Source organism: Aeromicrobium fastidiosum (genome assembly GCF_017876595.1).
GTDB lineage: Bacteria > Actinomycetota > Actinomycetes > Propionibacteriales > Nocardioidaceae > Aeromicrobium > Aeromicrobium fastidiosum.
Genome location: NZ_JAGIOG010000001.1, coordinates 726,092 through 747,960, shown reverse-complemented (window position 1 = coordinate 747,960; position 21,869 = coordinate 726,092). Strand labels below are relative to the sequence as shown.

23 protein-coding genes are annotated in these 21,869 nt (G+C 70.0%); 15 read left to right on the top strand and 8 right to left on the bottom strand.

Annotation, left to right across the window (positions count from 1 at the left end; genetic code table 11):
• Positions 1–75 precede the first annotated feature (75 nt).
• Positions 76–450, top strand: a complete 375-nt coding sequence (locus JOF40_RS03680; RefSeq protein ID WP_129180201.1) for an SRPBCC family protein — start codon at positions 76–78, stop codon at positions 448–450.
• Positions 451–459: 9 nt separating this feature from the next.
• Positions 460–756 (top strand): putative quinol monooxygenase, encoded by a 297-nt coding sequence (locus JOF40_RS03675; protein ID WP_129180199.1) that lies wholly within the window; start codon positions 460–462, stop codon positions 754–756.
• A gap of 1 nt (position 757) precedes the next feature.
• Here the strand turns inward: JOF40_RS03675 and JOF40_RS03670 are convergent, their stop codons facing one another.
• On the bottom strand, positions 758–1,231 hold the full coding sequence (locus JOF40_RS03670) for a PGPGW domain-containing protein (protein WP_129180197.1): 474 nt from the start codon (positions 1,229–1,231) through the stop codon (positions 758–760).
• 66 nt (positions 1,232–1,297) lie between these two features.
• Here JOF40_RS03670 and JOF40_RS03665 point away from each other — a divergent pair, with 66 nt between their 5' ends.
• Positions 1,298–1,699, top strand: coding sequence for a hypothetical protein (locus JOF40_RS03665; RefSeq protein ID WP_129180195.1), 402 nt, complete (start codon positions 1,298–1,300; stop codon positions 1,697–1,699).
• Here JOF40_RS03665 and JOF40_RS03660 read toward each other — a convergent pair.
• The gene (locus JOF40_RS03660; protein WP_188111663.1) at positions 1,686–2,180 is read right to left on the bottom strand and encodes a MarR family winged helix-turn-helix transcriptional regulator; all 495 of its coding nucleotides are present in this window, start codon (positions 2,178–2,180) and stop codon (positions 1,686–1,688) included. The two genes, JOF40_RS03665 and JOF40_RS03660, sit on opposite strands and share 14 nt — an antisense overlap.
• A gap of 98 nt (positions 2,181–2,278) precedes the next feature.
• Between JOF40_RS03660 and JOF40_RS03655 the strand changes: the two genes are divergently transcribed.
• The 3 genes from JOF40_RS03655 to JOF40_RS03645 are packed head-to-tail and all read left to right on the top strand — an operon-like array spanning position 2,279 to position 5,331.
• Complete coding sequence (locus tag JOF40_RS03655) at positions 2,279–3,766, top strand: MFS transporter (RefSeq protein ID WP_129180191.1); 1,488 nt, start codon at positions 2,279–2,281, stop codon at positions 3,764–3,766.
• Positions 3,767–3,814: 48 nt separating this feature from the next.
• The gene (locus JOF40_RS03650; protein ID WP_307800756.1) at positions 3,815–4,363 is read left to right on the top strand and encodes an RNA polymerase sigma factor; all 549 of its coding nucleotides are present in this window, start codon (positions 3,815–3,817) and stop codon (positions 4,361–4,363) included.
• A complete protein-coding gene (locus JOF40_RS03645) occupies positions 4,360–5,331 on the top strand; it encodes a CU044_5270 family protein (RefSeq protein WP_188111662.1) in 972 nt (323 codons plus the stop codon). The genes JOF40_RS03650 and JOF40_RS03645 overlap by 4 nt, the downstream gene beginning before the upstream one ends.
• Before the next feature lie 13 nt (positions 5,332–5,344).
• Here the strand turns inward: JOF40_RS03645 and JOF40_RS03640 are convergent, their stop codons facing one another.
• Positions 5,345–6,394 carry a zinc-binding dehydrogenase gene (locus JOF40_RS03640; protein WP_129180188.1) on the bottom strand — a complete coding sequence of 350 codons (1,050 nt, stop codon included), beginning with the start codon at positions 6,392–6,394 and terminating at the stop codon, positions 5,345–5,347.
• A complete protein-coding gene (locus JOF40_RS03635) occupies positions 6,391–7,905 on the bottom strand; it encodes a flavin-containing monooxygenase (RefSeq protein ID WP_129180187.1) in 1,515 nt (504 codons plus the stop codon). Before JOF40_RS03635 ends, JOF40_RS03640 begins: the two co-directional genes overlap by 4 nt.
• Positions 7,906–8,128: 223 nt before the next feature.
• Here JOF40_RS03635 and JOF40_RS03630 point away from each other — a divergent pair, with 223 nt between their 5' ends.
• From JOF40_RS03630 to JOF40_RS03600, 7 genes are read left to right on the top strand one after another with little or no spacing between them, the layout of a single operon-like run.
• The gene (locus JOF40_RS03630) at positions 8,129–9,751 is read left to right on the top strand and encodes an ABC transporter substrate-binding protein (RefSeq protein ID WP_188111661.1); all 1,623 of its coding nucleotides are present in this window, start codon (positions 8,129–8,131) and stop codon (positions 9,749–9,751) included.
• A gap of 15 nt (positions 9,752–9,766) precedes the next feature.
• The gene (locus JOF40_RS03625) at positions 9,767–10,714 is read left to right on the top strand and encodes an ABC transporter permease (protein WP_281286490.1); all 948 of its coding nucleotides are present in this window, start codon (positions 9,767–9,769) and stop codon (positions 10,712–10,714) included.
• The gene (locus JOF40_RS03620; RefSeq protein WP_209674361.1) at positions 10,711–11,583 is read left to right on the top strand and encodes an ABC transporter permease; all 873 of its coding nucleotides are present in this window, start codon (positions 10,711–10,713) and stop codon (positions 11,581–11,583) included. Before JOF40_RS03625 ends, JOF40_RS03620 begins: the two co-directional genes overlap by 4 nt.
• A complete protein-coding gene (locus JOF40_RS03615) occupies positions 11,580–12,566 on the top strand; it encodes an ABC transporter ATP-binding protein (RefSeq protein ID WP_129180185.1) in 987 nt (328 codons plus the stop codon). Before JOF40_RS03620 ends, JOF40_RS03615 begins: the two co-directional genes overlap by 4 nt.
• Positions 12,563–13,369, top strand: coding sequence for an ABC transporter ATP-binding protein (locus tag JOF40_RS03610; protein ID WP_129180184.1), 807 nt, complete (start codon positions 12,563–12,565; stop codon positions 13,367–13,369). The genes JOF40_RS03615 and JOF40_RS03610 overlap by 4 nt, the downstream gene beginning before the upstream one ends.
• A gap of 26 nt (positions 13,370–13,395) precedes the next feature.
• Positions 13,396–15,093: a CocE/NonD family hydrolase gene (locus JOF40_RS03605; protein ID WP_209674359.1), complete on the top strand. Its 1,698-nt coding sequence runs from the start codon at positions 13,396–13,398 to the stop codon at positions 15,091–15,093.
• 20 nt (positions 15,094–15,113) lie between these two features.
• Positions 15,114–16,124, top strand: coding sequence for an AraC family transcriptional regulator (locus JOF40_RS03600; protein ID WP_129180183.1), 1,011 nt, complete (start codon positions 15,114–15,116; stop codon positions 16,122–16,124).
• On the opposite strand, the gene JOF40_RS03595 is transcribed toward JOF40_RS03600, so the two are convergent.
• The gene (locus JOF40_RS03595) at positions 16,087–17,136 is read right to left on the bottom strand and encodes an STAS-like domain-containing protein (RefSeq protein WP_129180182.1); all 1,050 of its coding nucleotides are present in this window, start codon (positions 17,134–17,136) and stop codon (positions 16,087–16,089) included. The genes JOF40_RS03600 and JOF40_RS03595 overlap by 38 nt on opposite strands.
• A 224-nt stretch (positions 17,137–17,360) precedes the next feature.
• Between JOF40_RS03595 and JOF40_RS03590 the strand changes: the two genes are divergently transcribed.
• Positions 17,361–18,407, top strand: a complete 1,047-nt coding sequence (locus JOF40_RS03590) for an NAD(P)-dependent alcohol dehydrogenase (protein WP_129180180.1) — start codon at positions 17,361–17,363, stop codon at positions 18,405–18,407.
• Here the strand turns inward: JOF40_RS03590 and JOF40_RS03585 are convergent.
• Together JOF40_RS03585 and JOF40_RS03580 are read right to left on the bottom strand one after the other, a co-directional pair.
• Complete coding sequence (locus JOF40_RS03585; protein WP_129180178.1) at positions 18,365–18,853, bottom strand: GNAT family N-acetyltransferase; 489 nt, start codon at positions 18,851–18,853, stop codon at positions 18,365–18,367. The two genes, JOF40_RS03590 and JOF40_RS03585, sit on opposite strands and share 43 nt — an antisense overlap.
• Positions 18,826–19,626: a lipoyl protein ligase domain-containing protein gene (locus JOF40_RS03580; protein WP_188111660.1), complete on the bottom strand. Its 801-nt coding sequence runs from the start codon at positions 19,624–19,626 to the stop codon at positions 18,826–18,828. The genes JOF40_RS03585 and JOF40_RS03580 overlap by 28 nt, the downstream gene beginning before the upstream one ends.
• Positions 19,627–19,672: 46 nt before the next feature.
• Here JOF40_RS03580 and JOF40_RS03575 point away from each other — a divergent pair, with 46 nt between their 5' ends.
• Positions 19,673–20,668 carry an aldose epimerase family protein gene (locus JOF40_RS03575; RefSeq protein ID WP_188111659.1) on the top strand — a complete coding sequence of 332 codons (996 nt, stop codon included), beginning with the start codon at positions 19,673–19,675 and terminating at the stop codon, positions 20,666–20,668.
• Here JOF40_RS03575 and aztD read toward each other — a convergent pair.
• A complete protein-coding gene (gene aztD / locus JOF40_RS03570) occupies positions 20,652–21,836 on the bottom strand; it encodes a zinc metallochaperone AztD (protein ID WP_129180172.1) in 1,185 nt (394 codons plus the stop codon). The two genes, JOF40_RS03575 and aztD, sit on opposite strands and share 17 nt — an antisense overlap.
• Positions 21,837–21,869: the final 33 nt, after the last annotated feature.

Below are 21,869 nucleotides of genomic sequence, written 5' to 3'. Positions count from 1 at the left end.
CCTGTGGCGTGGGTCACCCCATTGTTACCCGCACGACGAATCGCGGGGGAGGGCGGGCGTGCCTACGCTCGGCGCATGGGTCCTTCCGTCTCGCGCGAGATCGCCAGCCCGCCCGAGGTCGTGTGGCGGGTGCTGACGCACGTCGACGAGTGGCCGCGGTGGGGGCCGACCGTCGCGGGGGGCGAGGTGCCCGGCGGCGTCATCTCGGCCGGCGCGCGTGGCACCGTCCGCACGGCGGTCGGCGTGAGACTGCCGTTCGTCGTGACCGAGTTCGAGGGCGGCCGCTCCTGGGCATGGCGCGTCGCCGGCGTTCCTGCCACGTGGCACCGCGTCGACCCGAAGCCTGACGGGTGCACCGTGACGTTCGGCGTCCCGTGGTGGGCGCCGGGCTACCTCGTCGTGTGCGCAGTGGCGCTGGCGCGGATCGAGCGGCTCGCGACTGCGCCATAGGGTGGCGGCATGACCATCATCGCGACGCTCGATCTCCGCTTCGACCCTGCCAGGCTCGACGAGGCGCGGGCTCTGATGCACGGCGTCCTCGACGACACCCGCGCCTTCGACGGCAATCTCGGGGTCGACGTGCTCGTCGACGTCAACGATCCTGCGCACTGGGTCGCGTACGAGACGTGGGAGTCGCCCGAGCACGACGCGGCCTACCGCGAGTTCCGCGCCGGGCCGGGTGCCGTCGCCGCCATGCCGCCCCTGCTGGCCGCAGCGCCCGTGCTGACGTGGCTCGAGGTCGACGACTCGATCTGAGTCAGTCGTCCTCGGGGGTGGAGACGCGCACGGCCTCGCCCTCGGGGTCCTCGACGCCGCGGAAGCGGCGGAAGCTGTAGACGATCGTCGCGAGCGCCATCAACGACGAAGCGATCAGCGTCGCGCCGGTGCCCCAGCCGCCGATCAGCCACCACTTGTCGTCGATCGGCCACGCCTCGGGAGCATCGGGGCTGACGCCCCAGAACACGCCGACCGCGGCGATCGCCAGTGCGCCCGCGACGCTGGCCAGGATGCGCGGCCACGTCTGCACGCTCTGCGCGGCCGACTTGAGAGCCATGACCTCGATGGGACGCACGCGGCGCTCGGCCCACTCGTACTGCTGCGACAGGATCGCGAGGCCTGCGAACACGCCCAGCAATCCGGGGCCGGGGAGAATGAGGGCGAAGCCGCCGGCCACGAGGAGCAGCCAGCCCAGGGTCTCCAGCGCGATCCGGCGTGCTCTGCTCGTGGTCATGCGAAGACGCTACAGGCGGACGCGAGCCTGCGCCGCGCCAGAGGCGACGCGTGATGGGATGACCTCATGCGTTTCGCGGCAGTGGCACTCCTCGTCGTCCTGAGTGCCTGCAGCGGCGGGTCCGGCGAGCCCGAGAAGGCCGCCACGACGGCACCCCCCTCAGCCGGTGCCCCGACCAACCCGCCGCCCACGGGGACACCGGCCCCGGAGGCGCTGTCAAGATTTCGGTGCGAGCCCGATGGCACCGGCACCTACACGGCCACCGGCGCACTCAAGAACCGGTCCAAGGCGATCGTGACGTTCCAGGTCACCGTCAACGTCGGGGTGCCCGGTGCCGCCGCGCAGCCCGCCATGACCAAGCAGCTGCCGAAGATCGGTGCCGGCGACTCGGTCACGTTCGAGCTGACCAAGGTGCCGGTGGCCGATCCGTCAGGCGCGTGTCACGTGCAGGTCGTCACGACGAAGTAGCGGCTTCGGCGTCCGGGCCGCGTGCGATGCGGCCGAGGATGTCGAGCAGAACCGCCCGGTCTGCGGCGCTCACGCCGTCGAGGGCGCGGGCCTCGGCGGCGTCGCGAGCCGTGGCGAATGTCGCGTAGACGCCACGCCCTGTGTCGGTGATCTGCGGGATGCGGACGCGGCGATCGGACGGGTCGACCGTGCGCACGATGAGCTGCTGCTTCTCGAGGCGGTCGAGCACCGTGATGAGCGTCGTCTTGTCGACGGAGACCACCCGGCTCAGCTCGAGCTGCGTGCGGTGCTGACCGTCGTCGAGGGCTGCGAGCACGAGCCAGTCGCGCGCGTCGTTGAGTCCCATGTCGACCGCAGCGCGGTCGAGGTAGGTCGTGAGCTGGTCGACCGCCGCGTGCAGCAGGATCGTGAGGTCGTCGGGGAAGCTGAGGGACGCCGACGGCGTCAGGATCGACGGCTCATTGACGACGCGTGGTCCCATGCCCGGCACGATACGTCCCGCAGCGAGAATGGTCAACGTCGGATTAGTCATATTCAGATCATCTGGATTCGGACGATCTCATCTCATATGTTGTAGCCATGACTTCTCCCACCTCGACGACGTCTGTGGACGTCGATCCTCGCCGGTGGCTGGCGCTCGTCGTCATCGCCGTCGCCCAGCTGATCGTGGTGCTCGACGCGAGCATCGTCACCATCGCCCTCCCGTCGGCGCAGGAGGCGCTCGGCATCTCCGACGCCAATCGGCAGTGGGTCGTCACGGCCTATGCCCTCGCGTTCGGCGGGTTGCTGCTGCTCGGCGGCCGCATCGCCGACTTCATCGGCCGCAAACGGGCGTTCATCATCGGACTGGTCGGCTTCGGCGTGGCATCCGCGATCGGCGGCCTCGCCCAGAACCAGATCGAGCTGTTCGGGGCGCGCGCCCTGCAGGGTGCCTTCGCGGCGCTCATGGCTCCCGCGGCGCTGTCGCTCATCACGGTCACGTTCACCGAGCCGAAGGAGCGGGCCAAGGCGTTCGGCGTCTACGGCGGCATCTCCGGCGGCGGTGCCGCGCTGGGACTCATCCTCGGTGGTGTGCTGACCGAGTACGCGTCGTGGCGCTGGACCCTGCTCGTCAACACGCCGATCGCGATCGGGACCGCGGTGGCCGCCTTCGTCCTGGTGCGCGAGAGCCGCGCCGAGGGCAAGGCCCGTTACGACATCCCGGGCGTCCTCACCAGCACGCTGGGCCTGGTCGCCCTCGTGTACGGCTTCACCAAGGCTTCCGATAGCGGCTGGTCGGCTTCCAGCACCATCTCGTTGCTCGTCGCCGCCGTCGTGCTGCTGGTCGCCTTCGTCGTGATCGAGATGAACACGGCCGAGCCGCTGCTGCCGACGCGTGTCTTCACCGAACGCAACCGGGCCGCGGCCTTCCTCGTGTCGCTGCTGCTGGGCATCGCGCTGTTCGGCATGTTCCTGTTCCTCGTCTACTACATGCAGGGCACGCTCGGCTACTCCGCCGTGAAGTCGGGCCTCGCGTTCCTGCCCTTCAGCGTGGGTGTGGTCGCGGGTGCCGGCGTCGCCAGCGGCTTCCTGCACCGCATCGGGCCGCGCCCGCTGATGGTCGCCGGCACCGCGATGGCCGCGATCGGCATGGCCATGTTCACGCAGATCACGGTCGATGGCAGCTACGTCACGGTCGTGCTGCCCGCCGAGATCGTGATGAGCATCGGCATGGGCCTGGCCTTCGTGTCCCTCTCGAGCACCGCTCTGGTCGGGGTCGAGGCGCGCGACGCAGGGGTGGCCAGTGCGCTGGTCAACACGACCCAACAGGTCGGGGGCTCACTGGGCACCGCGCTGCTCAACACGGTCGCGGCGTCGGCCACCGCGGGCTACATCACCGCCAACGGTGTGGCGAGGACGTCCGAGGGCCTCGTGCACGGCTACACCGTGGCGTTCACGTGGGGCCTCGGCGCGCTGATCCTGGCCGCCGTGCTGTCGCTGGTGCTGGTCACCAAGCAGCGTCCTCCCGTCGTCGACGAGGGTGACGAGACGCCGTTCGAGCACGCAGCCGAGCTCGTCGTCGTCTGATGGACGTCCGTCGTGCAACGCTTCAGGCGTGCGCGACATAGGCAGGGTGTGAACACGTTCGTGTCAGACGCCGAGGTCCTCATCCGGTCGCGCACCGATCCTGAGGCCCTCGGCGTCCTGTATGACCGGCATGCTGCGGCCGTGCACTCCTACCTGGCCAGGAGAGCCGGCCGCAGTGTCGCGGACGACCTGCTGTCGGAGGTGTTCGTGGCGGCCGTGCGAGCGCGCCGCCGGGTGCGGCCTCACGCCAGCGGTTCGGCGCTGCCGTGGCTCTACGGCATCGCCCGAAACGTCGTGGGGTCCCACTTCCGCAGCGTCAAGCCATCACCCTCCGTGCATGCCGATGCGGAGGTCGACTGGGCCGCCGTGGACGCTCGCATCGACGCGTCGGCGGCCGCTGCTGATCTGAGGCGAGCACTCGACGGGCTCAGCGACGTCGAGTGCGAGGTGCTGCTGCTCGTCGCTTGGGAGCAGCTCACGATCACCGAGGCCGCCGCGGTCCTGGACATCACCCCGACGGCCGCCCGTAGCCGTCTGCACCGGGCCCGTACCCGTGCTGCCGCTGCACTTGCGGCGACGACAGGAGAACTGACATGACGCTCGATGATCTGCTCGTCGCCACGCGCGACGTGGTCCCTGCCGGAGCGCCGGCGCTCGCCCGCGGCCGCGACGACATGCTCGCCGCAGCGCGCGACGACGTCATGAACCGTGCTCGCGTGGTGCGTTCTCGCAAGCGCCGTCGCGTGTTCTCCGCGGTCGCAGCCGTGACGGTGGCGGCCGTCGTGGTGGGGGTGACCTCGCCGAGTGAGGACCGTGCCCCCCAGCCTGCGGCGGCCCCTGCAACTCCGGTCGTCGAAGCGGAGTTCACCAACGCAGCGCAGATCGTGGAGGCCGCCGCGACCTCGGCCGGGCGGGAGCCCGCCGAGCTCGGTGATGCGCCGTACTGGAAGGTGGTGTCGGAGTACGCCCAGAGCGGTAGCGACAGGCCCGACGAGAACAGCGAGGGCAGGCGCACGATCTGGAAGGGCGTCGACGGGCCGAGCGTCCTCCGCGACACCTTCGGCGAGGACGTCGCTCTCGAGGACGTCAGGCCTCTCAAGCTGCCTCAGGCGACGCTGACGGTCAGAGGTCGCACCTACACCTGGCGTGAGGTCAACGCCGGTGCCCTCGACGAGCAGAGGATCCACGAGCTGCTGACCGACGACGAGGAGGGCGTTCCAGACAAGGAGGGGCGAGCACCGCACGAGTGGTACTTCTTCAAGCAGGCCGGTGAGCTGCTCAGCGACACGCCGGCGTCCCCGGCCGTCCGTCGGGCCATTTGGAATGAGATGGCCACGCTGACGGGCGTCACGACGACCGGCAAGGTGACCGACGCGATCGGTCGCACCGGATGGGATCTCACCATCAGGGACAAGGACTACGGCAGCCAGCGCTTCGTCGTCGACCCGTCGACCGGTGCGATCCTCCAGTCGGAAACTGTCGGTCGCGGTGTGACCTACCGGCAGACCTACCTCGAGGCGGGGCCGGCTGAGACCGTCCCGGCCCGTGGCGAACCCGACCGCTGACCGCCGCCGCGTCCTAGGGCTTCACCAGGATGCGGACGGGGCTGCCCTCGCGCTCGTGCAGGATGCGGATGCCCTCCGCGACGTCCTCGAGCGACACGATGCCGCTGATCGACCGGCTCAGGTCGAGGCGGCCGGTCGACACCAGGCGGGCGAGGGTGCCGATGTCGGCGACCTCGTAGCCGAGATGGCCGAGCACCTGCTTGCGGCTCAGGTTGAACCACATGCTGGCACCGAGCCCCCACTCCTCGCCGCTCATGCCCACGCCGACGAGGCGTCCACCGTTGCCGAGCGAGGCCATGGCCTGGTCGAAGGTGACCTTCAGGCCGACCGCGTCGAAGGCGACGTCGAGACCGACGCCGCCGGTGATCTCGAGGATCTTGGCCGCGAGGTCGGGGTCGCGGGAGTCGAGCGCCAGATCGGCGCCGAGCTCGAGCGCCCGCCGGCGCACGGTCTCGTCGAGGTCGACGGCGATGATCGGCGTCGCCCCGACGAGCCGTGCCAGCTGGACGACGTGGGTGCCGACACCGCCGGCACCCCACACGCCGACCGACTCGCCGACCCGCACCTGTCCGGTGTGGACGACCGCGCCGTACGGCGTGGAGACAGCGTCGGCCAGGATCGCGGCCTGCTCCATCGAGACGTTGTCGGGGATGCGGGTCAGGCCGAGGGCCTGCGCGACGGTGTACTCCGCCCATGCCCCGTCGTACGCGAAGGCCATGAGCTGCAGCGCCGTGCAGTGGCCGTAGTCGGCCCGCAGGCAGTGGTGGCACTGGCCGCACGGACGTCCGGCGGCGGGGACGACCCGGTCGCCGACCGCCCACCCCGTGACGTCGGGTCCGATCTCGGCGATCCAGCCCGAGGCCTCGTGGCCCTGCGTGACGACCTGGGGCCCCATCGCCGGGAACGTGCCGTCGAGCAGCGACAGGTCGGAGTGGCAGATGCCGCAGAAGGCGACCTTGATCAGCACCTCGCCGGGCCCGGGCGTGGGGACGGGGACGTCGGTGACCTCGAAGGTCAGGGTCGCGGTGTCGAGGCGCTGGGCCCGCATCGTGCCGGTGCTCATGAGGCCACCTTCTCGACGCGGGCATGCGTCACGGGCTTGAGGGTCTTGTCGAGGTCGGTGCGCATCGTGGTCAGCGAGTCGAGCACGTAGTTCTGGCGGACGCGCCACGGCCCGCTGTCGCCCTGGCGGGGGAACGCGTCGATCGAGCGCTGGACGTAGCCGGATGCGAGGTCGAGCAGGGGGCGCTCGGTGAGCGGTCGGTCGGGGCTGGGCTCGACGGCCGCGTGTCCCCGGTCGTCCATCCAGCCGAGCACCTTGCAGACCAGTCGGTGCGAGAGATCGGCGCGCAGGGTCCACGACGCGTTGGTGTAGCCGATGCAGACCGCGAAGTTCGGCACGCCGGTCATCATCGCGCCCTGCCAGACGAACTGCTCCGACAGCGGGACGGTCTCGCCGTCGACCTGCGGCTTGATGCCGCCGAAGGCCAGCAGCTTGAGCCCCGTCGCGGTCACCACGACGTCCGCCTCGAGCACGCGACCGGACGTCAGGCGGATGCCCTCCGGGACGAACGACTCGATCGTGTCGGTCACGATCTCGGCGTCGCCCTTCTTGAGGCTCTTGAACAGGTCGCCACTGGGGACGGCGCACAGCCGCTGGTCCCAGGGGTCGTAGGCGGGCGTGAAGTGGTCGGCGACCATCTGCTCGTCGCCGAGGATCTTGGTCGTGAGACCGAGCAGGATCTTGCGCGCCTGCTGGGGTCGACGCCGGCAGAACTGATAGAAAGCGGTGCCGAACGCGATGTTCTTCGACCGGATCAGGGTGTGCGCGACGTCGGCCGGCAGGTGGTCGCGCAGCCAGTCGGCCTTCTTGTCGCGGCTGGGGACCGCGCTGATCCAGGTGGGACTGCGCTGCAGCATCGTGACGTGCTCGGCGCGGCCTGACTGCTCACTGTCCTTGGTCATGGACGGCACGAGCGTCACGGCGGTCGCGCCGCTGCCGATGACGACGACGCGCTTGCCGGCGTAGTCGAGGTCCTCGGGCCAGTACTGCGGGTGGACGATCTCGCCGGCGAAGTCGTCGATGCCGGGGAACTCGGGACGGTAGGTGTCGTCGTAGTCGTAGTAGCCGGCGCACGAGTAGAGGAAGCTGCACGTCATGGTCGTCTCGACACCGTCACGCGACAGCGTCAGCGTCCACCGGGAGTCGGCGGTCGAGAAGTCTGCCGACACGACCTTGGTGCCGTAGCGGATGTGCTCGTCGATGCCGAACTCCGCAGCGGTCTCGCGGATGTACTCCAGGATCGTCGGTCCGTCGGCGATCGACTTGGCGTCGCGCCACGGCTTGAACTGGTAGCCGAGCGTGAACATGTCGCTGTCGGAGCGGACGCCGGGGTAGCGGAAGAGGTCCCACGTGCCGCCCATCGTGTCGCGCGACTCGAGGATCAGATAGCTCTTGTCGGGCAGCTCGGTCTGCAGGCGGTAGCCGGCACCGATGCCGGACAGGCCTGCTCCCACGACGACGACGTCGACGTGGTGGGGCAGTGGCAGGGGGCTGGTCTGGGCGGGGCTCATGCGACCAGTCTGCAAGATGGAACCGCGGGAGACTTGATCCTCGGCGACAGGCTTTTGATCTTTGACGACAGTCGGGAACGGCGTGTCGCGTGGAGCGTGTTACGTGAAATCAATCATCTTGTAAATTATAAGATTTTCGTTGACACGGCGATGAGCCGTAGGCGAGAGTTCTCTCGAGCGAGACGTAGGCCACACCTGCCGCGCCGCGAACATGGAGGATCCGATGAACATCACACGCACCACCTGCGCGGCCGTCTCAGCCGCAGCTCTGATGACGCTGGCCGCGTGCGGCGGCGGCAGCTCAGACAGCTCCGCGGCCCCCAAGGACGTCAGCATCGCGACGTCCGTGCCGGCGCCCAAGGGCGACGTGGACTCGATCACCTGGAACCTCCCCGCCGGTGAGCCCACCACGCTCGACCCGGCGCAGTCGGCGCTGGACAGCATCAGCACCCTCGACGCCAACCTGTGCGAGCAGCTGACGACCTTCGGCACCGACTACAAGCTCCAGCCGAGCCTGGCCGAGAAGGTCACCGAGCCCGACGACAAGACCTTCGTCTTCGACCTCCGCTCCGGCGTCACGTTCTGGGACGGATCGCCCATGACCGCGGACGACGTCATCTACTCCATGGACCGCGTGCGCGACGAGAAGGTCGCATCCGCCTGGGCGTCGTCGTTCGACGGCGTGACGTCGATCGAGAAGACCGGACCGATGCAGGTTACGGTCACGTTCGACAAGCCCAACGTGCTGTTCAAGTGGTACCAGGCCACGCCCGCGATGTCGATCGTGAGCAAGGCCGCGACCGAGAAGCTCGGCAAGAAGTTCGGCACCGCCTCCGGCGGCATCATGTGCACCGGCCCGTACAAGGTCGACCAGTGGCGCAGCGGCCAGGACATCACCCTCGTCCGCAACGACAGCTACTGGGGTGCCAAGCCCAAGGTCGCCAAGGCGCGGTTCACGTTCGACACCGACACGTCGTCGTCCACGTCGGCACTGCTGCGCGGCGACGTCGACGGCCAGTGGACCAACGCGGTCTCGTCGCAGACCAAGCTCGCGAAGTCCGACGCCGGCTCGATGCTGTACGGCCAGAGCCTGTCGCCGGTCTTCCTGACGACGTTCACCCAGGACCCGGCCGTCAAGAACCCGGACATCCGCAAGGCGCTCAGCATGACCGTCGACGTCCAGGGCATCGCCAAGAGCGTCTACGGAGGCGCGGCCAAGCCGATCAAGAAGCTGACCTCGCCGGCGACGTGGGGCTACTCCAAGCCGATCTTCCAGGCCGCGTACGACAAGCTGCCCGAGCCGAAGCAGAACCTCGCAGAGGCCAAGAAGCTCGTCGCCGCCGCCGGCTCCGTGCCGCCGCTGACGTTCGCGTACGACAACGGCTCGGCCGAGGACTCGAAGGTCGCCCTGTCGATGCAGGCGTCGGCCAAGCAGATCGGCCTCGACATCGAGCTGCGGTCGCTGTCGTCCACCGACTACTACAAGATCTTCTCCGACGAGGAGGCGCGCGAGGGGCTCTCGGGCTACATCGTCCGCGGATACCTCGACTTCCCGGAGCCGCTGTCGTACGACCTCTACGCAACGCAGGGCAGCTACTACAACTACGTGGGCTACGACAACCCCGAGTACGACAAGCTGCTGGCCGAGGCGACCGCCACGGCGGACGACGACGCGCGCGCCACGCTGGTCACGCAGGCCGAGGCGCTGCGCAGCCAGGATCACTACGTCATCCCGATCGTCACGCCCTACATCGACGTGTTCGTCAACAAGCGCCTGACGGGCCTCGTGCCCAGCCAGAGCTTCCTGTACACGCCGTGGCTCGCGTCCATCGGCTCGACCAAGTAAGTGATCTGATCGACTGTGCTCGCATTTCTCGGAAGGCGGTTGGGGTCACTCGTCCTGACCCTGTTCGTCAGCTCGGTGCTGATCTTCGGATCGATGTACCTCGTGCCGGGTGACCCCGCCACCTTCCTCGCCGGCTCCACCAAGACCACGCCGGCGCAGCTGGACGTGCTCCGCGCGGAGTACCACCTCGACGACCCGCTGCTGCAGCGGTACACGGAGTGGCTCGGCGGGGTGCTCCACGGAGACTTCGGGCTGTCGCTGCAGTACAAGGAGTCGGTGCAGGACCTGATCGCCTCCCGGTTGCCCACGACGCTGACCCTGGTCGTGTACGCGGGTCTGCTGATCCTGGTCGGCGGATTCGTCCTCGGCCTGGTCGCAGCCCTCAACCGCGGGCTCGTCGACAAGATCATCCTGCTGGCCATCAGCGCTGCGGTCGCGACGCCGGTGTTCGTCGTCGGCGTGCTGCTGCTCGCGGTGTTCTCGGTCGGGCTGGGCTGGTTCCCGGCCACGGGCGCGGGCGACGGGTTCGCCGACCGGCTGTGGCACCTCACCCTGCCGGCGATCGCGTTGGCGCTGTCGCTCATCGGAGCGGTGGCGCGGATATCGCGCTCGTCGTTCGTGGAGAACCTGCACCGCGACCACGTCATGGTCGCCCGCGGCCGCGGCGTACCGGAGAACCAGGTCGTGCGCCGGCACATCGTGCGCAACTCCCTGGGACCCATCGCGACGATCGCCGGACTCGTCGTGGCCGGCCTCATCGTCGCGACGACGATCGTCGAGACCGCGTTCGGTCTCAACGGCGTCGGTTCGCTGCTGCAGGCATCCGTGGCCAAGCGCGACTTCCCCGTCGTGCAGGCCATCAGCCTGCTCGTCGTGGGCGCCTTCCTGGTCTGCAACACCATCGTCGACATGCTCTACCCGATCATCGACCCGCGGGTGGCCAGCTGGAGGAAGGCATCGTGACCGTTCTCGCACCGCCCACCAGGTCGCGGCTCCGCGCGCGACGCATCCCGGGCCTCTCGGGCCCCGTCCCCGTCATCATCTCGGTGGCGATCATCGTCGTCATGGTGGTCGTGGCCGTCGCCGCACCGCTCATCGCGCCGTTCGACCCCGACGCCGTCGACCTCAACGCCTTCTTGTCCAGCCCCGGCACGGCCGGTCACCTGATGGGCACCGACGGAGCGGGACGGGACATCCTCTCCCGGGTCATGTTCGGCGCACGCCTGAGCCTGCTGGCACCCCTCGTCGTGGTCATCGTCTCGACCCTGCTGGGCACCGTGCTGGGCCTCGCGTGCGGGTGGCTGGGCGGAGCCGTCGACTCGTTCCTGTCGCGCGTCATCGAGTTCCTGTTCGCCTTCCCGAGCCTGCTGGTCGCGATGCTGGCGGTCGCGCTCTTCGGGCCGGGACTGCTCGCGCCGACGATCGGCCTGATGATCGCCTACACGCCCTACACCGCACGCCTGGTGCGCAACCTGGTGCTGCAGGAGAAGGCCCGCCCGTACATCGAGGCGTACCGCGTGCAGGGCTACTCCGGCACGGCCATCGCGACGCGCAAGATCGTGCCCAACATCTCGCCGACGCTGCTGGCCCAGAGCGCCCTCGGCTTCGGGTACGTCATGGTCGACCTGGCCGCGCTGTCGTACCTCGGCCTCGGCGTCCAGCCGCCCACGTCCGACTGGGGCGTCATGGTCGCCGAAGGCCAGGACGCGCTGGTGCAGAGCGTCATCTGGCCCGTGCTCTTCCCGTGCCTGGCGATCGTCGCGGTGGTCATCGCGGTCAACATCATCGGCGACTACATCGGCGAGAAGCTGACCGGAGGGTCCATCGCATGAGCATCACCGAGGCATCTCCCGTCGAGGCGCTGAGCATCCAGAACCTGCGCATCGAGCTGGCGTCCGGCCGCGCCGCACGTCCCGTGCTGGCCGGCGTCGACCTCGTGGTCCACAAGGGCGAGACCGTCGGACTCGTCGGCGAGTCCGGCTCGGGCAAGTCGGTCACGTCGCGCGCCGCGCTGGGCATGCTGCCGGACGGCGCGAAGGTCACCGGGCAGGTCCTGGTCGACGGGCAGGACATCCTGGCCGCCGACAAGAAGCAGCTGCGTCAGATCAGGTCGCACCAGGTCGCGATGATCTACCAGGACCCTCGCTCGGGGGTCAACCCCGTGCGCCGCGTGCGCCAATTCCTCGTCGAGGGGCTGGTCGCGTCCGGCACGGACAAGAAGACGGCGCTGGCGCGGTGCGCGAGCCTGCTCGAGTCCGTCGGCATCCGCGACCCGGCGACCGTCCTCGAGCAGTACCCGCACCAGCTGTCGGGCGGGATGCTCCAGAGGATCATGATCGCCGCCGCCCTGTCGTCGGAGCCGTCGCTGCTGCTGGCCGACGAGCCGACCACGGCGCTCGACGTCACGACCCAGGCCGAGGTCGTCTCGATCCTCGACCGTCGCCGCGCCGACACCAACGCGGCGATGCTGTTCGTGACCCACGACCTCGACCTCGCGGCGGCCATCTGCGAGCGCATCTACGTGATGTACGCGGGACGGGTCGTCGAGCACCAGCGCACTGCTGACCTGTTCGCCGCCCCGCGCCATCCCTACACGCGGGCACTGCTGGCCTCGACGCCGCGCATCGAGCCGGGCCACGCCGTCGAGGCGGTGCCCGGCCGGGCCCTGTCGCTCGACGAGTCGACGCCCGGGTGCTCGTTCGCACCGCGGTGCGCGCACGCCGACGAGCTGTGCACCGGCGGCCCACCGCCGTTGCGTCAGGTCGGGGCCGCAGACGTCGCCTGCGTGCGGGCCGAGGAGATGAGCGTGCGATGACCAGTGTTCTCGAAGCACAGCAGCTGACCAAGCGATTCGGCGACAACGTGGCCGTGGACGCGGTCTCGTTCGACCTGCAGGCCGGCGGGGCTCTCGGCATCGTCGGTGAGTCCGGATCCGGCAAGACCACGGTCGCCCGCATGCTCGTCGGCCTGGAGACACCCACCGACGGGCAGGTCGTCATCCCGTCCGACACGGACGCCAAGGGTGCCCGCCTTCGGCGGGCCCGTCACATCCAGATGGTCTTCCAGGATCCCTACATCTCGCTCGACCCGCGACTGTCGGCCGCCGCGGCGCTCGACAACGTCCTCAAGCTCCACTTCGGGGGGTCCAAGGCGTCCCGCCGCCCCCGCGTCGACGAGCTGCTCGACAGCGTCAACCTCGGCACCCGCGAGGCCAACGCCCTGCCGCGCGAGCTCTCGGGCGGTCAGCGGCAGCGCATCGCGATCGCCCGTGCGCTGGCCGTCGAGCCGGAGGTGCTGGTGCTGGACGAGGCGACGTCGGCCCTCGACGTCTCGGTGCAGGCGCAGATCCTGACCCTGCTCAACCAGATCCGGCGCGAGCGCGGTGTCGCCTACGTGTTCGTCAGCCACGACCTCGCGGTCATCCGCGAGGTGTGCGACGAGCTCATCGTGATGTACCGGGGCCTCGTGGTGGAGCGCAATGCGTGCGGCGAGGTGCTGACCAATCCGCAGCACCCGTACACGCGGCTGCTGGTGGAGTCCATCCCCCGTCCCGGGTGGGACCCGACCGTCATCGCCCAGAACCGCCGCCGCATCGAGCAGGAGCTCGGTCGGGCCTGAACGACGTCGACACGAGGAGCAGCTGAGTGGTCACCGACTTCGTCCGCATCACCGACGAGGGTCCGTCGCCGGGTGCCCAGGAGCACCTGGTCCGCATGCGCGACGGCGTGCGACTCGCCACCGACGTCTACCTGCCCGAGGGGTGGGACGCCGGCCCCACGGTCCTGGTGCGCCTGCCCTACGACAAGAGCAGCCGCTACGTCTTCTTCACGACCGTGGCACCGATGTTCAACGCCCGCGGCTACGCCGTCGCGGTGCAGGACGTCCGTGGCAAGTTCCGGTCCGAGGGCGAGACCGTCGCGTTCCTGAACGAGACGCGCGACGGGTACGACACGATCGACTGGATCGTCCGTCAGGGGTGGAGCGACGGCACGGTCGCGATGTTCGGCGACTCGTACTACGGCTTCACGCAGTGGGCCGCCGTCGCGAGCCAGCACCCGGCCCTGCGCGCGATCGTCCCGCGCGTGACGGGCGCGAACCTCGGCGATCTCGCCGGCCACGCCGGCAGCAGAGACGGCCGGTCGAGGCGCCTGCCGACGATGTGGGAACCCCTGTACCTCGCGCACAACTGGGTCGACAACGACCGCTACGACTTCGCTCTCGACCTCGACCGGCGGCCCGTCAGCGCGATCTTCGACGACGCCTTCGCCGCGATCGGCGCGCGGTCGTCGTTCCTCGACACGATCGCCCCGCCCGCGACCGGTCTGCGGGTGTTTCCCGGCCCGCACCCCTTCGACACCAGGCCGCTGCCCGTCCTCCACGTCGCCGGCTGGTTCGACAACCTCAAGGACCAGTCGATGGGCGACTACGTCGAGCTGTCGGGCAGGCCGGCCTGGGCACCACTGCAGTACCTGTGGGTCGACTCGACCGACCACGAGGGATACCGGTTGCCGGACGCTCCCGTCGCCCCCGAGGACGACCACGGCGTCGACGAAGACGCCTTGGCCAGGCACCTCGCCAAGTACGTCACCCCGGCGGCCGACTTCTTCGACGTCTTCGTCCGTGAGGTGCGACCGGTCTCGTCGCTCGCCCGCGTCCAGTGGCACCTCGGCCACGGCGATGATCCGCTGGAGCTCCGCTCGAGCGGCGTGTGGCCTCCGGCCGGCACCGTGGCGAAGGAGCTGTTCATCGCCGACGCGGGCCGCGCCACGAGCGGGGCGGACGGGGGACGACTCGAGCCCGAGCCGCTGGCCGACTCAGCCGTCACGTGGGTGCACGACCCCGATGACCTCGTCCCCGCCAGCGTGCTCAACCCGTTCGCGACACTGTTCGAGTACCCGGACGAGTCCGCCGTCAATGCGCGTCCCGACGTCCTGACCTTCACGGCGGACGCGGTCAACGGGCCACTTGACCTCGTCGGGCCCGTCGAGGTGACCCTCACGGTCGGCTCGACGGCTCCGACGACCGACCTGGTCGTCAAGGTGCTCGACGTCGACCCGGACGGCGCGGCCCACGTCGTGGCGTGGGGCGACGGCCAGGTCGACACCGACGGCGGCGACGTCGAGGCGACGATCGATCTCGGTCACGTGGCCTACCGGCTCACGGCAGGACACGCGCTCCGCCTCCAGGTCGCCAGCAGCGAGTACCCCGTGTTCCAGCCCAACCCCGGGACCGGCGAACCGGCCTGGTCGGCCACCGAGACCCGGGCGAGCACCCAGACGCTGCGGTGCTCGACGCGTTCGGTCGTCCGCCTGTCCGTCCTGCCGCAGGGCGCGGCCTGGTGAATCGCTGACATCCTGAGGGCATGCCCGTCATCCGTTCCGCCGGCATCCGTGGCTTCCGCGAGGTCGTCCGCGAGCTCGGCGGCGACCCCGTCGCGATCGCCCGCCGCGCGCAGCTCGACGTCACCGCACTCGATGCCGACGACGTGCTGGTCGAGGACGTCGCGATGGCCCGGGTGCTGGAGGTGGCGGCCGCCGAGCTCGCGTGTCCCGACCTGGGGCTCCGGGTCGCGGCGAAGCAGGACCTCTCGCTCCTCGGGCCGCTCGCCCTGGCGATCCGCAACGCGCCGTCGGTCGGCGAGGCGCTGGAGGCCACGTCGCGCTACCTGTTCGTCCACGCGCCCGGCATGCGCATCTGGCTGCAGCCCGACCCCGACGGCGTCCGTGGCGTCGAGGCGCTGAGGTACGACGTCACTCCCGACGGCATCAGCCCGCCGCGCCAGGGCACCGACGTCAGCCTCGGCTCGCTGCACCGTGCGATCGTCTCGCTGGTCGGCGGATCGTACGGCCTGCGCACCGTCGACCTGCCCCACCAGCCGCTGGCCCCGCGACAGGTCTACGAGGACTTCTTCGGCGTGCCCGTGCGGTTCGGACGCCCCGCGGCCCTGCTGCGGCTGCCGTCGAGCCTCGGTGCCACGCCGCTGGCGGTGCACGACGAGTCGGTGCGCCGGATGGCTCTCGACTTCCTCGCCCGCCAGTCGCCGGCCGGCGACGTGCTGCTGACCTCGCGGACGCAGGGAGCCCTGCAGCAGCTGCTCGGCACCGGAGCGCCCGGCATCGGCGACGTGGCCCGGCTGCTCGACCTGCAGCCGCGCACCCTGCAGCGCCGGCTCGCCGACGAGGGGACGACGTTTGCGGCGGTGCTCGACGACGTCCGCCGGTCCGCCGCCCGCCGCTACCTCGTGACGACCGACCTGCCGCTCAGCCAGGTGGCCGGCCTGCTGGGGTTCTCGGAGCAGGCCGTGCTCAGCCGGGCGTGCCGTCGGTGGTGGGGAGTCACGCCCCGCGAGGTGCGCGCGGCAGGCCGCGGGTGACCATGAAGGCGACGGCGTCGTTCATGTGCGTGGGTGTCAGGGCCGTGCCGGGATTGCTCTGTGGCCAGACTCGGAACACCTCGTCGACGAACCCCTGACCGACCGAGACGACACCCGCGAAGTCCAGCTCGACCTCGGTGAACCTCTCCAGCCCGGCGAGCAGTCGCTTGGCCTCGCTGCGGCTGACGAAGTCGACACCGATGCCGAAGAGCTTGATGACGGGGCTGGTGCGGGTGAACTCGTGGTCGTCGCTGTAGTCGCGGAAGAGGCTGCCCAGGTCGAGCGTCGTGGCGCGGTGGATGACGAGCCGGACCGACGTCCCGGTGGTCACGGGTGACAGTCCCACCGCGTGATCGTCCCGGTCGTTGTCGACGATCCAGGAGATCCCATTCGCCTCGAGCGTGAACGAACGCACCGCCTTCGACGTGAAGAAGATGCCCTCGCCGGTGTGTGCCTCGGGGGCGGTCGTCTGCCTGCCCTTGGTCAGCTCGGCGATGGCGGCGAAGCTGTCGGGGAGCCCCTTGGCGAGGGCCAGGTGGTCGAAGATGCCCACGCCGTCGTCGGCGATCTCCAGCATCAGTTGATCGCCGTCCGACCACCCCTTCACCCGCGCGGTAGAGCCCGATGAGTGGTCGATGGCGTTGTTGAGCATCTCGGTGAACGCGTACCGCGACACCGCCCTGGCCAGAGGGCGGTCGTCGATGTGAAGGTCACCGGCGATCTCGCGCCAGACCTGCGACTCCTCCAGGCCGTCGAGGGGGTCGGCGCGATCGACCACGACGATTCCGGTGGCGTCCGGCCGGTGGGCGACGGAGTGCGCCGCAGGAGGACGCCTCCCGTAGTGGCGCGCCCACGCGTCCAGCGCGGCATCGAGGTCGAAGCGCCGGTGGCCGCCTGTCGTGCGGCTGGATGGCAGCACCCCGGCGTCGGCCAGCGCGCGGACCTGGCTCACGGAGACGCCGAGTCGCCGAGCGACGACGGCGATCGACACGTTGGTGGGCGAATGGGCCATCGAATTCTCCAAAAAATCTCTATTACCCAACGGAGGATGGACGTAAAACTACTCAAATTCTACACTTTGGAGAATGTGACGGCCGAATTCTCCGTTCAGTAGATTCTCGACGCGGCGAGCGTGACCCATGTCGCGGCCGTCCACCCTGCGGGCTGAGGGTGCCCGGTGTTCGATGGAGGGTGGATGCCACCGCGTCCGCCCCCCGACTCCGAAGGACGACCTCCATGCGCGTCAACGCCTACGCCGCCCCCGCCGCCGGCGAGCCCCTCGCCCCCACCACGATCGAGCGCCGTGACGTCGGCACCAACGACGTCCTGATCGAGATCGCGTTCGCCGGCATCTGCCACTCCGACATCCACACCGTGCAGGGCGACTGGGGCCCGCAGCAGTACCCGCTGGCCCCCGGACACGAGATCGTCGGCACCGTCACCGAGATCGGCTCGGACGTCACCCGTCACGCCGTCGGCGACCTCGTCGGCGTCGGCTGCATGGTCAACTCGTGCGGCGAGTGCGCCAGCTGCACCGGCGGCGACGAGCAGTTCTGCGTCAAGGGCATGGTCGGCACGTACGGCGCGACCGACCGCGACGGCACCGTCACGCAGGGTGGCTACTCGACGCACGTCGTCGTCGACGCCGACTACGTGCTGTCGGTGCCCGATGGCATCGACCCGGCCGCCGCCGCGCCCCTGCTCTGCGCCGGCATCACGACCTACTCGCCGCTGCAGCACTGGGGTGCCGGACCGGGCAAGAAGGTCGCGGTCGTCGGTCTCGGCGGACTCGGCCACATGGCGGTCAAGATCGCCCACGCCCTGGGTGCCGAGGTCACGGTGCTGTCGCAGTCGCTGAAGAAGCAGGAGGACGGTCTGCGGCTCGGTGCCGACAGCTACTTCGCGACGAGCGACCCCGACACGTTCGAGCAGCTCGCGTCGCGCTTCGACCTCATCGTCAACACCGTCAGCGCCTCGGTCGACTTCAACGACTACCTCGGCCTGCTCGCGGTCGGCGGCACGCTCGTCAACGTCGGTGCCCCGCCCAAGCCCATCAAGATCAACGCGATGTCGCTGATCCAGGGACGCAAGTCGGTCGCCGGGTCGATGATCGGCGGCATCGCCGAGACGCAGGAGATGCTCGACTTCTGCGGCGAGCACGGCATCGGCTCCGAGGTCGAGGTCATCGGTGCCGAGCAGATCAACGAGGCGTACGAGCGCGTGCTCGCCTCCGACGTGCGCTACCGCTTCGTGATCGACGCGTCGACGTTCGGCGCTGCCTGACGGTCGCGCCACTCCTCGGCGAGCAGGGCGTAGACGTACTCGTCCTGCCAGCCGAGCCATTCCATCAGCCGCCACGACGGCTGGTTGTCGGCGAAGCACTCGGCGATGACGCGGCGCAGTCCGCGATCCTCGAACGCGTGGCGCAGGAGCTCGCCCACGGCCTCCGTGGCGAGGCCTCGGCCCGTGGCGTCGGGATGCATGACCCAGCCCAGCACGCCGACCGTCGCCCTGGCCAGGTCGGTGACTCCGTGCTGTCCCCAGGCGTCCTCGACGCGGAGCATCAGGTCGCCCACGAGATCGCCGCCGCGCAGCACCGCCAGCAGGGTCAGGCCGTCGCCCGGATCGGTGAACCGCTGCCTGAAGTCGTCGTGGTCGGTCGACCCGCCCAGCCAGAGGGCGACGTCGTCACGGGTCGAGCCTAGGCGAGTGGATGCGCGCGGGCCCACGCGTCGACGTCGAGGGGCAGGTCGGTGACGGGCTCGGAGGCCGCGGCGGCTGCATGGGCCAGGGCGGCCGGGTCGTGCTCGGTGTCGACCCCATCGAGCCGTCGCCGGTAGTCGTCGGCCAGGGCGGTGGCGACCTGCTGCGGCGTGACGCCGGGCGCGACGTCGGCGAGCCCCGCGATCGTCGACTCGCGCAGCTCGTAGCCGAGGGCCGCCGAGACGTCCCTGATCACCTCGCGCACGTGGTCGTCGACGACGACCTGCACGACGGTGCTGAACAGCGCCCCCGTGCCGGTGATGCGCTGGGCCGAGCCGACGACCTTGACCCGTCCGCCCACGTTGACGCTGAACTCGCCGGGACAGTACTCACCGGGCACCTCGCCGACTCGCGCGTCGACGTCGCCCAGCGAGCGCAGCACGGCGGCGTGCTGCTCGGCATTGCGCTCGAAGGTGCCGTGGCGGTCGGCCGTGCGCGTGAGATGGTCGACGACGACGGCACCGTCGTCGTAGGCGACCATGCGGCCACCCGGCGAGCGGACGACGGTCTCGAAGCCCGCGGCCCGTGCGACCGCCGTGGCTCGCGCGATGCCGGGCGACCGCAGGTCGCGTCGGGTGAACGCGACGGTGGGCCCACCGGCGACCTGGACGTGCACCAGCTCCGACCACGTGCTGCTAGCGGCGCGCAGCAGGACCGCGGGGAGGGCCAGGTCGGCCGCCGCGGACCGTCTGTCGTGGTCGGGGCCGGTCACCAGCAGCGGGGCGTCGTCGCGGGGCACCCGACCAGTCTGCCCGGCGTGCAGCGCATGGGGGAGACTCGCACCCATGACCGTCCTGACCATCGGCCGCGCACCCGGCATCGAGCTGCAGCTCCTCGACCTGGGTGCCACGGTGCACCGACTGCTCGTGACGGGCGGTGACGGGGTGCGACGCAACATCGTCCTGGGGCACCCGACGCCCGAGGAGTACCTCGCGTCCACGGCCTACCTCGGCGGCACGATCGGGCGCTACGCCAACCGCATCGCCGCCGGACGCTTCGAGCTCGACGGCGATCCCGTGACGGTGGGCACGCACGACCGCGGCAACCACCTGCACGGCGGACCGGACGGCTTCGACCGCCGCACCTGGACGATCGCGCGGCACGACGAGATGTTGGTCGAGATGACGCTGACCAGCCCCGCGGGCGACCAAGGCTTCCCGGGCGAGGTGCGCGCATCGGTGACGTTCACGGTGCGCGACGACGCGGTCGACGTCGTCATGACGGCCACGACCTCCGCGCCCACCGTCGTCAACATGACGAACCACGCCTACTTCAACCTCGCCGGCGAGGGGTCGGGTGTCGTCGACGACCACGAGCTGACGGTCGCGGCGCAGGAGTACACCCCGGTCGACGACACCGGCATCCCGCTCGGGGCGCATGCCCCGGTCGACGGCACGCCGTTCGACCTGCGATCGCCCGCCAGGCTCGGCGCCGTTGTGAGAGCGTCCCACCCGCAGATCGAGGCGGCGGCGGGCATCGACCACAACTTCGTGCTCGGCGGCGAGGGCATGCGGTCGGTCGCGCAGCTCGAGTGCGCCGCAACCGCGACGCGCCTCGACCTGGCGACCGACCAGCCGGGGCTGCAGGTCTACACCGCCAACTCCCTCGACGGCCGGCACCGCTCGACCTCGGGCGTCCTGCTGCGACAGGGCGACGGCGTGGCCCTCGAGCCGCAGCTGTTCCCCGACTCGCCGAACCATCCCGAGTGGCCGTCGGCGGTGCTCCGACCGGGGCAGACCTACAGGTCCCACCTGCGGTGGACGGTCAGCCCAACGCGATAGCGATCTCGTTGGGTGCGGCGTCGAGCGTGGTCGTGGCGGTGATCGTGCCCGTCGTCAGGTCGACGGCGTGCACCGACCTCGTGGCGGGCTCGGTGACATAGGCGACGTCGCCGTCGACCGTGATCGCCGGGTGGGCGTCCTGCCACTCCACGGGACCCTCCCAGGGCTCGACCACGGGGATCTCGTCGACGAGCTCGCCGGTCGTCGGCTCGAGGACGTGGATGTTGCCGTCGGTCGACAGGATGTACGCGCGGTCGCCGGGACCGCGGGCCACGTCGCGGAACGTGTACTGGACGTCGTCCGGCAGGTCGACGACCTCGAGCGTCTTGTTCGCCGTGTCGATCAGCGTCACGGCGTTGAGGAGGTAGCCCTCGGCGTCGGGGTCGGTCTTGTAGTCGCCGACGACGATCGGGCTGGTCTCGGAGACGTAGGCGTTGCCCATGCGGCCGAACTCGTCGGGTGCGTCGAGCTTCTCGAACGCGCCGCCTGAGTAGAGCAGGGCACCGTCCTCGCAGCCGAAGACGACGGCCTCGTCCTTGGCGGTGCCCTCGCCGTGGATGCCGGGGCACTGGTCGGTGGACGTGGTCTCGGTCCAGTCGTCGCCGCTCTTGGTCATCGCCGTGGCTCCCGAACGCGAGGTCTCGTCGCCGACGGTCGTCAGGAGCGTGCCGTCCTCCAGGACGATCGACACGCCGTGGTGGGCTGCCGGGGCGGTGTAGGTGCTGGTGGGCTCGGTCAGGTCGGCCGTGTCGAAGATCGAGGTCGTGCCGGTGCCGTCGTCGAACAGCACGGTCTTGTCGGCGTGACGGACGACGTGTCCAGCCGTCGTGGCGGGGACGACGGTGTCGGTGAGCTTCGGTGTCGCGGTGTCGAGCAGCTGGAAGCCCTTCGACGTCGTGACGAAGACGTGCTGGCCGTCGCCGGCCGCATTGAGGCGCGTGAACTGCTCGGTCGTGAACTGGTCGACGACCTTGAGGGTCTCGGCATCGAGGACGCTGATGCCGCCGGGCGTCGAGACGGCGAGGCGTCCAGTGGCACTGGCGGGCCCGTCCTGCTTCTTCGCCGACTTCTCGTCAGGTCCGGAGGAGCAGCCGGTGAGGACGAGGGCGATGCCCGTCAGTGCCGTGGCGGCGGTGAGCCCCCTGCGTCGGTGGGTGTGTCGGATCATGGGTGACCTCTTTCTGGTGGGTGTTCTGTGGCG

Excerpts from the sequence above, each read along its gene's own strand:
- JOF40_RS03680 (WP_129180201.1), top strand. The coding sequence starts at position 76 with ATGGGTCCTTCCGTCTCGCGCGAGATCGCCAGCCCGCCCGAGGTCGTG.
- JOF40_RS03675 (WP_129180199.1), top strand. The coding sequence starts at position 460 with ATGACCATCATCGCGACGCTCGATCTCCGCTTCGACCCTGCCAGGCTC.
- JOF40_RS03665 (WP_129180195.1), top strand. The coding sequence starts at position 1,298 with ATGCGTTTCGCGGCAGTGGCACTCCTCGTCGTCCTGAGTGCCTGCAGC.
- aztD (WP_129180172.1), bottom strand. The coding sequence starts at position 21,836 with ATGATCCGACACACCCACCGACGCAGGGGGCTCACCGCCGCCACGGCA.
- JOF40_RS03630 (WP_188111661.1), top strand. The coding sequence starts at position 8,129 with ATGAACATCACACGCACCACCTGCGCGGCCGTCTCAGCCGCAGCTCTG.
- JOF40_RS03670 (WP_129180197.1), bottom strand. The coding sequence starts at position 1,231 with ATGACCACGAGCAGAGCACGCCGGATCGCGCTGGAGACCCTGGGCTGG.
- JOF40_RS03610 (WP_129180184.1), top strand. The coding sequence starts at position 12,563 with ATGACCAGTGTTCTCGAAGCACAGCAGCTGACCAAGCGATTCGGCGAC.
- JOF40_RS03615 (WP_129180185.1), top strand. The coding sequence starts at position 11,580 with ATGAGCATCACCGAGGCATCTCCCGTCGAGGCGCTGAGCATCCAGAAC.
- JOF40_RS03600 (WP_129180183.1), top strand. The coding sequence starts at position 15,114 with ATGCCCGTCATCCGTTCCGCCGGCATCCGTGGCTTCCGCGAGGTCGTC.
- JOF40_RS03660 (WP_188111663.1), bottom strand. The coding sequence starts at position 2,180 with ATGGGACCACGCGTCGTCAATGAGCCGTCGATCCTGACGCCGTCGGCG.
- JOF40_RS03575 (WP_188111659.1), top strand. The coding sequence starts at position 19,673 with ATGACCGTCCTGACCATCGGCCGCGCACCCGGCATCGAGCTGCAGCTC.
- JOF40_RS03590 (WP_129180180.1), top strand. The coding sequence starts at position 17,361 with ATGCGCGTCAACGCCTACGCCGCCCCCGCCGCCGGCGAGCCCCTCGCC.
- JOF40_RS03655 (WP_129180191.1), top strand. The coding sequence starts at position 2,279 with ATGACTTCTCCCACCTCGACGACGTCTGTGGACGTCGATCCTCGCCGG.
- JOF40_RS03640 (WP_129180188.1), bottom strand. The coding sequence starts at position 6,394 with ATGAGCACCGGCACGATGCGGGCCCAGCGCCTCGACACCGCGACCCTG.
- JOF40_RS03635 (WP_129180187.1), bottom strand. The coding sequence starts at position 7,905 with ATGAGCCCCGCCCAGACCAGCCCCCTGCCACTGCCCCACCACGTCGAC.
- JOF40_RS03595 (WP_129180182.1), bottom strand. The coding sequence starts at position 17,136 with ATGGCCCATTCGCCCACCAACGTGTCGATCGCCGTCGTCGCTCGGCGA.
- JOF40_RS03645 (WP_188111662.1), top strand. The coding sequence starts at position 4,360 with ATGACGCTCGATGATCTGCTCGTCGCCACGCGCGACGTGGTCCCTGCC.